Source organism: Leptolyngbya sp. FACHB-671 (assembly GCF_014695745.1).
In the GTDB taxonomy this organism is placed as follows: Bacteria; Cyanobacteriota; Cyanobacteriia; order Elainellales; family Elainellaceae; genus JAAUTN01.
This window is the reverse complement of record NZ_JACJOV010000117.1, coordinates 1-13,051: the sequence shown is the minus strand read 5'-3', so window position 1 is coordinate 13,051 and position 13,051 is coordinate 1. Positions and strand designations below refer to the sequence as shown.

Annotated in this window: 13 protein-coding genes; 11 read left to right on the top strand and 2 right to left on the bottom strand. The window is 49.4% G+C overall.

Annotated elements, in window-relative coordinates; genetic code table 11:
- The first annotated feature begins 487 nt into the window (after positions 1-487).
- The 7 genes from H6F93_RS15585 (at position 488) to H6F93_RS15555 (ending at position 5,983) form a co-directional block, all read left to right on the top strand.
- Positions 488-1,582 (top strand): hypothetical protein, encoded by a 1,095-nt coding sequence (locus tag H6F93_RS15585; RefSeq protein WP_190646970.1) that lies wholly within the window; start codon positions 488-490, stop codon positions 1,580-1,582.
- A gap of 384 nt (positions 1,583-1,966) precedes the next feature.
- Positions 1,967-3,088, top strand: a complete 1,122-nt coding sequence (gene dinB / locus H6F93_RS15580) for a DNA polymerase IV (protein ID WP_190682364.1) — start codon at positions 1,967-1,969, stop codon at positions 3,086-3,088.
- Between the two features lie 533 nt (positions 3,089-3,621).
- The gene (locus H6F93_RS15575) at positions 3,622-3,903 is read left to right on the top strand and encodes a hypothetical protein (protein ID WP_190646968.1); all 282 of its coding nucleotides are present in this window, start codon (positions 3,622-3,624) and stop codon (positions 3,901-3,903) included.
- Between the two features lie 15 nt (positions 3,904-3,918).
- A complete protein-coding gene (locus H6F93_RS15570) occupies positions 3,919-4,206 on the top strand; it encodes a hypothetical protein (protein ID WP_190682361.1) in 288 nt (95 codons plus the stop codon).
- A 52-nt stretch (positions 4,207-4,258) separates the two neighbouring features.
- The gene (locus tag H6F93_RS15565) at positions 4,259-4,579 is read left to right on the top strand and encodes a helix-turn-helix domain-containing protein (protein ID WP_190682359.1); all 321 of its coding nucleotides are present in this window, start codon (positions 4,259-4,261) and stop codon (positions 4,577-4,579) included.
- A gap of 163 nt (positions 4,580-4,742) precedes the next feature.
- The gene (locus H6F93_RS15560) at positions 4,743-5,309 is read left to right on the top strand and encodes a hypothetical protein (RefSeq protein WP_190682356.1); all 567 of its coding nucleotides are present in this window, start codon (positions 4,743-4,745) and stop codon (positions 5,307-5,309) included.
- Complete coding sequence (locus H6F93_RS15555) at positions 5,306-5,983, top strand: hypothetical protein (RefSeq protein ID WP_190682354.1); 678 nt, start codon at positions 5,306-5,308, stop codon at positions 5,981-5,983. Before H6F93_RS15560 ends, H6F93_RS15555 begins: the two co-directional genes overlap by 4 nt.
- Before the next feature lie 107 nt (positions 5,984-6,090).
- On the opposite strand, the gene H6F93_RS15550 is transcribed toward H6F93_RS15555, so the two are convergent.
- Positions 6,091-8,328 carry a hypothetical protein gene (locus H6F93_RS15550; protein ID WP_190682350.1) on the bottom strand — a complete coding sequence of 746 codons (2,238 nt, stop codon included), beginning with the start codon at positions 8,326-8,328 and terminating at the stop codon, positions 6,091-6,093.
- Positions 8,329-8,547: 219 nt separating this feature from the next.
- Here H6F93_RS15550 and H6F93_RS15545 point away from each other — a divergent pair, with 219 nt between their 5' ends.
- A complete protein-coding gene (locus tag H6F93_RS15545; protein ID WP_190646962.1) occupies positions 8,548-8,952 on the top strand; it encodes a hypothetical protein in 405 nt (134 codons plus the stop codon).
- A gap of 370 nt (positions 8,953-9,322) precedes the next feature.
- Here the strand turns inward: H6F93_RS15545 and H6F93_RS15540 are convergent, their stop codons facing one another.
- Complete coding sequence (locus tag H6F93_RS15540) at positions 9,323-9,541, bottom strand: hypothetical protein (protein WP_190682346.1); 219 nt, start codon at positions 9,539-9,541, stop codon at positions 9,323-9,325.
- Between the two features lie 374 nt (positions 9,542-9,915).
- Between H6F93_RS15540 and H6F93_RS15535 the strand changes: the two genes are divergently transcribed.
- The 3 genes from H6F93_RS15535 to H6F93_RS15525 all read left to right on the top strand — a co-directional run.
- Positions 9,916-10,566 (top strand): putative phage terminase small subunit, encoded by a 651-nt coding sequence (locus H6F93_RS15535; RefSeq protein ID WP_190646960.1) that lies wholly within the window; start codon positions 9,916-9,918, stop codon positions 10,564-10,566.
- Positions 10,478-12,529, top strand: coding sequence for an LAGLIDADG family homing endonuclease (locus H6F93_RS15530; protein ID WP_190682342.1), 2,052 nt, complete (start codon positions 10,478-10,480; stop codon positions 12,527-12,529). The genes H6F93_RS15535 and H6F93_RS15530 overlap by 89 nt, the downstream gene beginning before the upstream one ends.
- Positions 12,530-12,691: 162 nt before the next feature.
- The coding region (locus H6F93_RS15525) for a hypothetical protein (protein WP_190682339.1) at positions 12,692-13,051 on the top strand (360 nt) is incomplete at its 3' end.

Below are 13,051 nucleotides of genomic sequence, written 5' to 3'. Positions count from 1 at the left end.
ACTGCTCTAGAACAGAAGAACTAGAGGAGATGCGATCTATTAAACACCTAAATTTTTCTTATAAAACACACGGAAATTCATCACAACGGTACTTTACGTGGGAGTGATAGAACAAGAATACGGCAGAGTGATAGAGCAGATTATACGCCGGAGTGATAGAACAAAACCACGATTTTCTCCGGAGTGATAGAGCAGACTATACGCCGGAGTGATAGAACAATTTCCCTAACCCCGGTAGAGAAGAAGCTTTAGCAAACAGTTTATGAATTCTGTACGCCGGAGTGATAGAGCAGACTATACGCCGGAGTGATAGAACAAATCTAATTTATACGCCGGAGTGATAGAAGTATTTATACGCCGGAGTGATAGAGCTTGAAGGCAAAAACATACGCCGGAGTGATAGAACAAAGCGGGCTATATCTGGAGTGTTTGAGATCAAAACTCAATAGATCTAGTAGAATTCCCCCATGCTTACCTACCCATTCCTATGACTTTGAGCGAAAAAGATTTAACTTTTCCTGTAGACGGACAGTTGCTCATGGTGTTGCCTAGGGCGGCAGCTTCAGTCAACAACCCAGACGTTCGCCTGCCAATTCTGCGTTCAGATGGGGATGGGTACTATCTGGAGATGCGAGTTGAAGCAGATGCGAGTGATGCCGGTGAGGTAGCAGTAACACGGCGCGTTCCTCTCGAAGATCTGACAGCAGACGAGTGGGAGGAACTCAACCAGCAGTACGATAACCTTGACTTGGAAGTGTTGGTTGACCAGGGGATCAGTAAGGGACTTGAGAAAATTCAAGACCGCAAAATCCAACGTCTATTTATGGCACTGCTGACCTTTTTGAATCCTCGTCAGGTTGGGATCGTGCTGTACCTCTACAAATTGGCAGCTGAACAGAATAATGGTCCAGTCGTTACTTTCCGCTCTAATGATCTATTGGAAAGCTTGGGCTATTCGCGCACAAAAGGAGGTAGCTTTCATGCAAAGGTGCGATCGCAACTGAACCGAGACTTGGTAGCACTCCACCGGGTTGAGTTGGTTTTGGCTAAATCTTTGAGAGAGGGTAACAAAATTGGGGCAGAGGTCATCATCAAAAGTATTCTGCGGATCAAAAGCTACAAAATAGAGAATCTTTCAAGGGATTTTGACCTTGCAAAAGCAGCAGACTATACCTATGAATTAGCAGACTCATACACAGTCTCTCTAGAGTTCTTTGAGGGGCCCAGCCGTACAGGGGATTATGTTTTGTTTGCTGGAGACGTAGACATTACACAGAAACTTGGTAGCAATGCGAAAAATGACTACAGAACCAAGCTTCTGCTTTATCTTGCCAGTCGTCTAAAATGGGATTCTCCTCAGGATGGGCAATATTTAACGATTTCTAAGCAGTATTTGTTTAAGAACCTTAACCTTCTGAGCAGCAATTCCTCGCGGAATAATCAAATCTTCTGGCGCACTGTTGAGGAGTTGCAACAGGATGGGTACATCCTTGGTGCACAGGAGTTACCAGGTAAAAGAAAAACACCTTCGATTCAGTTTCAGATTAATCCCGGAAGGCTGCGGTCAAATGCCAAATCGTGACTCTTTACTATAGTTTAAGTAAGGGGTTCACCTCTTATGCTTTCTTATGTACAGGAACAAATTTTCTTACCTACACTGGGCAAATAGTAGCTAAAACGTGGAGAATAAACCGCTTTACCGGTTCTTGATTAAGACTGTACATAAGAAAATCGGTTTGTACATAAGAAATTTAAGCGAAGGCTATGTCTAGAAGATGAGTTCGGATGCTCTCTGGTTATTGAAACATTTAGTTAATGCTGAGGTACCCCAGAACTAATTAAGCTGGGAAGAGTTCTATCGAAATTGGCTCAAACGTGTGCTCCAGCCCAGTCCTAAATTTTTTAGGATCATGCCTAGACAAAGAACTATAAACTACAACTAGAACACCTGTACGTTAATTGTGCTATGGATGGACAACGCAAAGTCATCCACGTTGATCTGGATGCCTATTATGCGTCGGTTGAGCAACGAGACAATCCGCATTATCGAGGCAAGCCTCTGGTTGTGGGTGGTTCACCCGATAAGCGTGGCGCAGTCGCAGCAGCAAGCTATGAGGCACGTAAGTATGGCATTCACTCAGCCATGCCTTCCCGCATTGCCCTGCAACGTTGCCCACACCTAATCTTTGTTAAGCCTCGCTTCGAGGTTTACCGTGCTATTTCTGAGCAGATTCGCGCTATCTTCTACCGCTACACAGATTGGGTTGAACCGCTTGCCTTAGATGAAGCGTACCTGGATGTGACGTATAACAGGCAAGAAACCAGTTCAGCCACGGCGATCGCCCGTGAGATCAAGCAAGCGATTTTTGAGGAGACCCGTCTGACTGCCTCTGCTGGTGTATCTATCAACAAATTCTTGGCTAAAGTTGCGTCTGGTATGAACAAACCGGATGGACTGACGGTGATTCCACCTCATGAGTCAGAGTCATTTGTTGAGTCTTTGCCGATTGAAAAATTCCATGGCATTGGGCAGGTGACTGCGAAGAAGATGCACGAGTTAGGGATTCATCATGGAATAGACCTCAAAGAGCGTACAGAAGATGAATTAGTGCAGTGCTTCGGTAAGGTAGGAAGGTTTTATTACAAAATTGCCAGGGCAAAGGACGATCGCCCAGTCAATCCTAATCGCATCCGTAAGTCTGTAGGAGGGGAGACAAGTTTTGACCCAGACCTGGATAATTTGGAAAGGATGCGCCAGGAATTAGTTAGCATCGCCCAAGTCGTGTACCAACGGCTTAGGAAGCAGCAAACGCGCGGTCGAACGCTAACGTTGAAAATTAAATTTGCCGACTACCAGCAAATTACCCGCAGCTGTACCTTGCTGGAATGGATTGAACAAGAGAACCAGATCTTAGGCTTAGCACAAGACCTCTTTAATCGTGTTGGCTTGGACGGACAAAAAGTTCGCTTACTTGGCATTACGATTTCTAAGCTGGATAATGCTGCTTCACCTCTACACTATGAGCAACTTGTTCTGGAGCTAGGACTAGTAACAAATTTTGCTAGCTACAGTCGGGTAAGCGATTAAAGGTAGAAGTCTGACAGCTTAAAAGGATATGAAATACGTAAATAGCGTACTAAACGAATAAGCCTTCTTTCCTCAGGTCGGCAAACAGGGCATGATAGGGGCGATGTTTTCAGGTTGAACTATTGGAGCCGCTCGACTTCTGTAAGCGTTGGATCAAAGGGAATCCCGATGAACGCGGGTACTACACAGTTTGTGTTAATGCTCTTGCTGAAGCTACAGGACTGTCAAAACGGACGATAGAAGGCTGGGGAAAAGACTTTACGGGACGCCCTGACTATGTGCTTAATATCCTGAAAAAGGAAGACCTGCTAAATCAAATACGAGAATTGAACCCCCCGCCGGACTATCTGAAAGGGAAGTAACAAAATTTTAATACGTAAATTACGTATAAATCTCTTGACTCTTGATTAGGGGTTCGCTACTGTGTTGATAACTAGGGACTAAGTTTGAGCGATCGCTGACGAACCAAGTTCTTAGTGCTTCTTACTTTCTATGTCGCCCGGCGATCGTCAATTTTTGAGGATTAAACTGCTGTGTCTAATGACCCCATTTGCCAACCAATAGTTGGCTCAGTCGATGGTCAACTCCCTTCATCGGTCAAATTCAACATAGGCGACCGCGTCAGCTGGTTTCGAGTGCTAACGCAAGATTTTGGAGTGGTAAGCGATCGCTTCTATGGCTTAGAAGGGAGTGTGCAAGCAGACGGATGGCACCATTTTGCGCGGCTTGATTCTCAAAGCCTTTCCTTTGCCCATTGTAAGAAGGACTACGGCTTTGAGGATGACTTGGCATTGATCATCGTCATCACCCAGTGATACAAGCAGATTGCTATGGCAGAAACCCTAACCTCATCTACCGAATTCTCTTTACCCCTACCCGAGCAGTTTCCACACAGTACCTCTCCGCCTAAGTTCAATCTAGGAGATCAGGTCTGCTGGAATCCTTTACCCAGTGAAGACTTTGGCACTATTGTTGGGCTGCAATATGCCCCAGCCAGTCACCTGAAAGCTTGGTCATGGCGATATCTTATTCTCCTCTCGTCTGCTAGCCCCTCCCGTGCCTGGGTTCAAGCTGACCTAGCCTGGGAGGACGACATTCGCCTGCCAGAATTTCCCTAGTGTCCCTCGCCCTCATTCAGCCTGCTGCTGTTGCTTTGGAAGAAGAACAACGATGAGTCCTCGCAACTTGGGACAGCATGAACTAAGACTGTTCCACTTCTACACCCACTGCCAGCTTCAGATGTCCCATCTTGATTTTTATGCCAAGTGGGATGTCACTCACGCTCAGATGGCGCAGATCTGCGGCTGCTCCCAACCGACTGTAGACCGGTGGTTTGCCGGTTCAGGCAACTACCGCCCGCCTGAGCCTCTCTACTTACGTCGGCTTGCCGAGATGGATTTGCTTTGGGAGAAATACTACAAAGTTCCCTTAAGTCTCAGGCGACATCTTTGCCCCCTGCTGCGAACCAATGGGAAAGAACCCTCACCGTGATAGGGAAGATTTGCATTGTGGGAGTCTGGAAATTTAGTGTGAGGGTTAGTCGCTTGTTCCCATTCCCCACACTATGCCGATTCAAATCCATCTAGAACGTCGCTGTTGCCAGTTGTCCTCGCTCGAACAGTCTCTTGCTAAAGCGGCGGCGAGCAGGTATACGATGCGCTTTCAGTTACAGTCCCGACTTGCGCTCAAGCCGATGAGCTACAGCCTAGCTGATCCCTTGCAGATTGAGGAGAACCTCTTGAAACGGATGATCACTAAGTATTCTGAACAGTTGGTCTATCGTCCCCTAGAGGAACTGCAGTACTGGTTTACTTACTCCTGCGGGGCTTTTTTAGAGCCGGGCTATCCTCCCTTGTTCTATAGCCGCACCGAGAACAAGGTGGTGGCTCCGAATAAGAGTGCCGTGGCAGGGATTGGAGAGGGGATTGCGGGATTCTTAATCCAGCGGCTCTACCGGTGCCGCAAACTGGCTCGCCCTAATCATGACTATCCAGATATTGTGATGGAGGGCGGCGGCAAGATTTATCTGGTGGAGTCAAAGGCGACAACTCAGTCTATTGCTGAGATTAAGCAGGTGATTGAGGAAGAGTTGATTCGGATGGCAGCTTATACATCTGCTTGTGCTGAGTTAGATGCTCAACCGGTCGTAGGGATCTTGGTAGGCACAGCATTAATCAGCGAGAGCCAATACTATTGCTACCTGACAGAGGTGGGCGTATGAGATTGAAGGTGTTGTCTCAGGAAGAGTTTGTATTGCAAAACGTCGTGGCGATCGCCCGTTGCTTGATGCAGCGAGAGGTCGAGCAGCACAGTAGCGGTCTGGAGTTAAGCCTAAGTGAGTTAGTGCGCGAGCAGATGCGAAGCCTGGCAAGGGAGAGTGAGGGCGACCAGACAGCGAACTTATTAGAAGCGGCGATCGCCATTGTCCAAAAGCAGGTGCAGGGGAGATTGCAGGAGCAGGGTGTGCCGTTCAACTTCGATTCTTATTTGGCGAGTGTGCGACGGACGTTAAAGTTTCCTGCTAGAGAAATCGCCGAGTTGGGGGAACGGTTGAACCAGTCGAGGGAGATGCAGCGACTGGGGGAGCGAAGGAGTTTGATGAGCCCGTCTCAAGTGCCGTTTGAAGTCGCAGAGGTAGGACTACGAGGTGCGATCGAGGGGTTGTTTGCTTTTCCGCTAACGGAAGTGTGTGTTGTTGATGTTGAGCAAGTTCAACCTCCTTATCAGGTGAAGGGAGAGTGGTTTCCTTTTCTCGTGACGGCGGAGTCTCTAGAGTTTGTGGTGGATGATGACGGCAGCATCTTTGTTGCAACCGAAAACTTACCTGAACGACTGATGGAACTGGCGGGAGAGGGGTTGATGGAGCTGGCAAATCAGTTGTATACGCACCTCTAGGAGATCTCAGAACCAGGGGTGTAGTAGAAGCCATTTCCCATAAATTGAGTTTGCAGATGCAATGACCAGGCAAGTGACTGAGGGTATGTCAATAGCAATCTAACCCGCTAAGTTAATCTAGCCTGCATTTCCTCCCGCAAGAAAATTTCAAAGAATCGGAGGGTTTCCCTAGCGGTCGCCTCCGGGTTTTGCTGTGGGGGAATATTGAACGTCATCTGATAGACATTCCCGCCGCCGCCCATGTTTACCCTATCGCCTCCGGTAACACGATCCGTCGCTTGAAGGGAGCCCGCATTGCCGCCGGTCAGTCCGCTAATGGCGGCAAGACGCTCCGAAACTTGAAGGGAGCCGACCTCCGCCGCCCCATGCATCATATTACGCATTTGCTGCGGGGTTAAAATAAACTCGCTTGTGTTAGCGATCGCCAGGTCAGATCCGGCTGGCATTCGCCTAACCTCCTGTGAAATGGCGGATAGTAAGCCACCCGCCGCGCTATAAACACGGGGTAAGCCTCCCGCCCATTCCGCTACAACCGCAACCGCATCGCCGCCCGTCGCCTCCGCATTGCGCTCCGCCGCCCGCATCTGAGCCTGATTTAATAGGTCAAGGCTTCTTTGCTCAACCTCGTTCATGTCCTTCTGTCGGGTCGCTGAAGCCTGCCCTGTGACCCCCTCATAAAGCTGATCTATCGGGTTTCGCAAAGCGGTCTTAATCGCTTCCAAAAATTCAATTACCGCTGCCTGAATTTCGGTAAAGTCCCCGGAAATTACAGCCTTCAAAAGCTCCATCCCCTCCCGGAAAATGGCTGTGAAGTTCGCCCATTGCTCCGACATGATGGTTGTTATTTCATTCCAATGGTTCTTAATCTGAAGGACCAGTCCCACTATTACCAACGCCGCTGCCGCTATTAGTAGTAACGGCAATCCGGCTGTTGCGGCGGCAAAAGATAAAGCGATCCAGGTGCCTAAGCTGATGAACGCATTGACAATAAATGGAATCAGCACCCCAACAACAGCTACAGCTACACCCGCTGACATGTAGACCCCCGGATCTAGGCTTACTAAAAAGCTACCTACACCCATCATCAGCGCTGCCACCCCCTGTCCAAAGGCGTACAGGATAGGCCCATAGTCCAGTCCAGACAGGTAGGCATAAGCAGTGTCGAAAATATAGCTGAAGCCCATATTGACGTATTCCGCCAAGCGTTCACCGATCGCCCCCGGACTAAGCTCCAAATCAATCACGTCAAAAACCGCTGTCAGGGTGTCAATAAAGCTCCGCCCCGATTCCATTGAGTTGATGAAGAAGTAAATTATCTCCGTAACCTGCCCGACCAAATCAGTCGCTATCTCAAACGCCCGCTTCAGCATCATCATCGGGTCGGGCAAACCCGAGTCTTTCAGGATCTCACCCAATACGGTGAGCAACCCTTCTGATCCAACCATCGTCTTTAAGAATTCATTGAAGGCAGCAAACGCGGTTTCCTGTTCCTCAGTCGTCTTATTCAGGTCACGAAACAGACCAAACAAACCCGTTTGCGGGTCAAAGATGGAGCTTTTGAAACTTTCCGTTAAACCTGATACAGAGTTACTAGCCTGTTCAATAAAGTCCTCTGTAATGACCTTCGCGCCCGCCTCCTCAATGATTCGGACACGGTCTTTGATCTTTAGGTCAGCTAAGCTCTTAGCCCCCGCCTGTTTCAACCCGTCCTCGATAGCGCCTAGCAAGACAGGGTTATTCTGGAAAATCTGAATTTGGCGCAAACTCGCGATCGAAGCTCCGTTCAACGCCTGTGTTAGACCTAGCGAGGTGTTGCCAATATCAACCCCGGAGCCTGCCGATAATGCTGCATATTTCTCGGTAATGTTAAACAGGCTGTCCTCATACCCCTGCATGTTTTCTAGCTGACCTTGAGCATTCTGAAACGCGGGCAACACCGAGTCCCCGATCGTTCTTGCCAACTGGGCATACCCGGCGGTGCTACCCGGCAAAGATGCCGCCGCCTCCGATATTCGAACGTTGAACTTATCTACAAACCCGGAAGCCTCGTCGTAGCTTTTCCCGGTTAGGGAGGCAAAGGTCGTCGCCGCTGAAATGTTTTGTAGCTGAATATCAGTGGCTTCTGTAATTTTCCCCTTTAGGAAATTAATACCATTCTGCGCTAACTGAGTTGCCGCCTGAGCTTTAACCATGCCAAAGGCGATCGCATCGCTGAGGCTTAGGGTTCTACGTTTAGTCCCATCCGCCTCCTCCCCAATCCCCCGAAACCCCGCCCGGATTTGCTGAAACACGCCCGTCGTTTGATTGCGGGCACGGATCAGCATGTCTAAAACGGTAGTAGCCATAGGGATCAGGGGCGCTCAAAGCTAGCAGAATCCCCTTAGCTAACTAAAAGTTTTCACGCTTTTTCAGGCTTGCCCACTTGGTGATTTTGCAAACTCAATCATCCGTTTTTGTTTCGCCTGCGTACTAATACAGGGGTGTAGCTCTACTTCTTCCTGTGTTCCCGCTAAATCGGCTATTCGTCACGCTTCGACTTAATGCTTTGATCTAACGGAATTAGCATGAACACCCTTGGCGACAAACTCCGCGAGCGATCGCCCGCGCCTATTTACTTGCAATTTAATCCCGCTCCTACCCCGCTTAAAGAAGCAAGCTACGTTTTCTACCTTGCCCTAGCTCAGAATCGTAGCTTGTTTCACGAATGGCGACAAAAAAGGCGATCGCAGGGAGGGCTTTACTGTGCCCTGTACCCTGAAACGCCTGAATTGCTGTTTAAGATGCTGAATGCTCTAGGCTTTTGGGAACGGGAAGCGCCAAAATGCAGCTTGCGATCGCCCGCTGTCACTAACCCTATTCGCCTGGTACAGATTGGGGACTATCGGAAAAACCCGCATTATGCCCAAATGGCAGGTTTTCTAGATCGGTATTTCCCAAGCTGGAAAAAGGCACCTGTAGAAATGCCTTAATAGTGAAAAGCCATGCATAGCCTCGCTTTCAGTGGCGCTATGCATGGCTTAGTTTTTTAGTGGCGTTTTGGTGACGGGTTCGTAGGGGATGGCTCATGAGGGCGATCGCTACTTCCAATCCCCTTTTTTGAAATCAAAGTGGCGATCGCATGGCTCCGTCCTGGACCTCATGATTTCCGGCAAATCATATTTTCGACGGTTCCCAGTTAGACGCAGCCAGATTTTTTCCCAGAAATTTTCAGGGGACAGCTTGTAGAACAGAACTCCCCGCGCCCCCGTCCCCGAAACCTGGTAAGCGGGACGTACAACCGCGATGACCTTGCCGTTTCTAGAAACCTCTTTCAGTAGAACTTTACGCGTTACTTTATTCCTACATATTTTGCTGGCTCCCTATTTTTTGAGGTTGCAAAAGAAGAAGCAAGGAATTAGGGGCGATCGCTGAAAGGTGATTGAAAAGGCGATCGCTACCTGCAAACCCGCTCACAGTCTCATTTACAGCCTCATTCACAGCCCCATCCAAAATCACCCCAGTGGCGGATCGGTGGCGGATGACTGGCGGAACGGTGGCGGATAAATAAGCGCTTCCCATCCGTCACCCATCCGCCACCGATCCGCTTCTGAGGGTTGTGAAAGGCTTCTGACTTTAGGGGCGATCGCTACCCCTACCCCCTAGCCTGCATCCAAAAATAGGGGCAAAAGCGGGGGGCAATTTGATCGGCAAATTCGGCAGGCAAGCCCAGATTTTTTCGGCTGAGTTTTTGGGGTCAAGCTGGAACCCTCATGTCAAACAGAACCCTCATGTCAAGATTCAAAATTGCATTTTCGCTGTCCAGGCGAGCCCCCCAAAAATGACTCAATACACGCCCAAAAAATTACCTACAAATTCACTAGGCAAGCCTAAATTTTTTCAGGGGGATTTTATAGGGTCAATTTGGAATCCCTTGCTAAGCGAGACCTCTAAAAATGCCTCAATGTACAGCTAAGTCCAAACAAACAGGTGAGCGCTGCCAGCGCCCCGCTATCTCAGGCAGAAACGTCTGTTACCATCACGGGGGCAATACCCCTGTAGGTCGTGCCCTACCTCAAACTAAAACTGGAAGATACTCGCGCCATATTCCCGACCGATTGATAGAGCAATATGAGGCATCAGCAAACGACGAGGAGTTGCTGAGTCTACGTGAGGAGGTTCAGCTTATTGATGCCCGCATGATTGACATGCTTAAGCGGGTTGAGGGCGGGGATTCGGAGGAGATATGGAAACGGCTCAAGGCTGAATTCCAGACCTTTGAGGATGCGATGAAGCAAAACGATCAGGGAGCGGTGACAGCAGCGCTCGCTGAGGTGCGCCGCCTAATCAAACGGGGCTTGGGCGATTATGCCGCCTGGAACGAGGTGAAAGCCCTGATGGAGCAACGCCGCCGCTTAGTCGAATCTGAGCGCAAGCGCCTGCTAGATATGCAGCAATTCATTACCGCAGAAAAAGCCCTACTCCTAATCTCGTCGCTGACAGAAGTGATCAAGAAACATGTCAAGGATCGAGCCGCTCTTGCCGCAATCAGTACCGAATTTATTCGACTCACTGGTTCACCAAATAGCGGAGAGCCTAGCGAGTAGTGATGAAATAGAACGGCAACCTGTACCCTACCCCGAATACGAAAACGACCCGGTTGGCTTTGCCCTGCATGTGTTAGGTGTGCCTGAATTAACTCAGGAGCAGATTCAGTTTTTTGAATCCGTTCGCGACCGGACAATTACCAATGTCCGCGCAGGTCACGGAATTGGGAAATGTGTGGCTAAAGGTGACAAACTGCTTTTGTCAAGCGGGCTGGAGGTATCTGCTGAAAGCTTGGTAGACAAGCAATTTAACCTCTTAACCCTGGTCGATGGGAAAGTTGTCCCGGTGCCCGCTGTTGCCGGATGGAATTTGAAGGAATCCATTTACGAAGTTACGACCGAGACGGGGCGGCGTATTCTTCGCAATGCCGAGCATCCCCTCTATACAGCTATCAAATGGAGTCAGGATGATGCTGAAGAAATCATTGATGCTCGGCATTGGACAGGCATTGCAACAATGCAGGCATGGCTAGAATCCCCCCCTGATTATCAGCCCTCTAAGGTTGAGGGTGAGGGCTGGACAATGGCTGGGTGCAAGCATGATGTTCTGTGTGCTGTACCGCAGGAGATTCCTGTATTTGGCGCTCGCCCCATGCCTGAGCCTGAGCTTACGCTTTTGGCTTATTTGGTTGGCGATGGCGGCATGACGAGGGGCACCCCAGCCTTTGAGGAGGTTAGGAAGTCCATCTCCCCGATAGGTTGCCTTGCCCTACTTCAAAAGCATGAACTAATGGGTAGGGGGTCGCCTGAGAAGCGGATTCCAGATTGCATCTTTGAGCTGCCTAAAGATCAGTTGGCTACCTTCCTGTCCCGGTTGTTTTTTGCCGATGGCTGGGCTTGCGTATCTAAAGATAGTCGAGATAGTCAGGGGGATACCTTACAGGCGGAGATTGGTTTCTGTAGCGTTTCGCGTGAGCTAGTCGAACAGGTACAGCGGTTGCTATTGCGGTTTGGAATCATAGCCAACGTCGCGCCCAAGGAAAAGGGTAACGCCTGGATGCTGTTCATTCATGAGGGTGAACAGCAATTAAGGTTTACTGAGGAGATTGGTATCTATGGCAAAGAGGAGGCGTTAAAGCAAGTCGTTGAGGTAGCTCAGGCAAAAATAGCTCAGGTTTCAGAATGGCGAAAGCTAAAAGCCCCTGATGGCACCGTTTGGGAAAAGGTCGTTAGTATTCGCAAGCTAGAGGAGCCTGAATGGACGGTGGCGATTGGGGTGCCTGAGCATGAAACCTTCTTAACCTCATTCTTTGAACACAACAGCTTCGGGTCTTCGGTTTTAGTGATTTGGTGGGTTTTTGCAGTCGGTGGATATGCCATCACGACCGCCCCTAGCGAGGATCAGGTTAAGAATATTCTTTGGCGAGAAGTTCGCCAAATGTATGACCGCAACAAGGCTAAGCTCGGCGGTTATCGAGGCATGATGTTTGCTCGCCTAAACGAGCAGGCTAGGGCTGAGGGTATTACCAGCCGGGACTATGACACGAACTACTTTCAGGGAAAGCATGACGAAAAGCTTCTAATCATCCTGGACGAGGCGAACGGTATCACCAAAGAAATCGATGATGGTGCCAGCTTTTGTATCACAGGCTCTAGCAACAGGCTACTTAGAATTGGAAACCCTACGGAAACAGGCACAGCGTTCTATGAAGCCTGCGCCTTTAGCTCTATTGGGATTTCAGTTTGGTCACACCCTAATGTTTCCTGGGCTTATGAAAGGCAATCAGATGGGATTCATAGGCTGAAGCCAGCGATCGCCGCCCAAATTCTGAAGCCTCCCGCCGAGCGGTTAGATGACCCGGTAAAGCCTCAGGATGAATGGCCGCCGCATTTGCCTAGAGATGTCATTAAGGGTGCTGTTTCTATCGCCTGGATTGAGCGTTTGCAAGTTCAGCGGGGGGAGGGCACCCCTTATTGGGAATCCCGCGTTGAGGGGCGGTTCCCGGAGGATAGCTGTGAATGAGCAAAAGATCTGGCGCAATTTGCGAATGAGTGGCGTAATCTTGCAGGGCTAGCCCCTGTGAGCCTTTTAGGCTTTTTGTCTACTTCTAAGCCGTGGTTAGACAGCACAGCTTATTTCAAGTCATCAGAATCCAGAACGCTGCCTTGGAGGGGCACTGACCCATTGCGCTACTCATTTGCAAATTGCGCCAGATCTTTTGCTCACTCACAGGTTGATCTAGCAACTGAACTGTTTAATCGATCTGTTCAACTGGCGAACACAATTGATTCTGCCGCTGTAAAAGCTGAAGTACTCAAGGCGATCGCAACGGAACAGTTTAGGGTCAATCAGCCCGAAGCCGCGACGCAACTCTTGAATCAAGCGGTTGAGCTGGTGAAAACGATCGAAGATGAGGAAAGTCGTCTTTCTGCGCTACAGTCAATTTCTGCCCAATTTTCCGCTGCAAATCAACATCAGGCTGCAATTGGGGTGACAGACGCTATCCTTGACGCACCAGCGCGTCGTTCTGCCGCAATTGCCGAG

Coding starts and splice junctions, on each gene's coding strand:
- H6F93_RS15560 (WP_190682356.1), top strand. CDS start 4,743: ATGCGCTTTCAGTTACAGTCCCGACTTGCGCTCAAGCCGATGAGCTAC.
- H6F93_RS15535 (WP_190646960.1), top strand. CDS start 9,916: ATGCCTCAATGTACAGCTAAGTCCAAACAAACAGGTGAGCGCTGCCAG.
- H6F93_RS15570 (WP_190682361.1), top strand. CDS start 3,919: ATGGCAGAAACCCTAACCTCATCTACCGAATTCTCTTTACCCCTACCC.
- H6F93_RS15550 (WP_190682350.1), bottom strand. CDS start 8,328: ATGGCTACTACCGTTTTAGACATGCTGATCCGTGCCCGCAATCAAACG.
- H6F93_RS15545 (WP_190646962.1), top strand. CDS start 8,548: ATGAACACCCTTGGCGACAAACTCCGCGAGCGATCGCCCGCGCCTATT.
- H6F93_RS15565 (WP_190682359.1), top strand. CDS start 4,259: ATGAGTCCTCGCAACTTGGGACAGCATGAACTAAGACTGTTCCACTTC.
- H6F93_RS15530 (WP_190682342.1), top strand. CDS start 10,478: ATGTCAAGGATCGAGCCGCTCTTGCCGCAATCAGTACCGAATTTATTC.
- H6F93_RS15555 (WP_190682354.1), top strand. CDS start 5,306: ATGAGATTGAAGGTGTTGTCTCAGGAAGAGTTTGTATTGCAAAACGTC.
- H6F93_RS15540 (WP_190682346.1), bottom strand. CDS start 9,541: ATGGGAAGCGCTTATTTATCCGCCACCGTTCCGCCAGTCATCCGCCAC.
- H6F93_RS15585 (WP_190646970.1), top strand. CDS start 488: ATGACTTTGAGCGAAAAAGATTTAACTTTTCCTGTAGACGGACAGTTG.
- dinB (WP_190682364.1), top strand. CDS start 1,967: ATGGATGGACAACGCAAAGTCATCCACGTTGATCTGGATGCCTATTAT.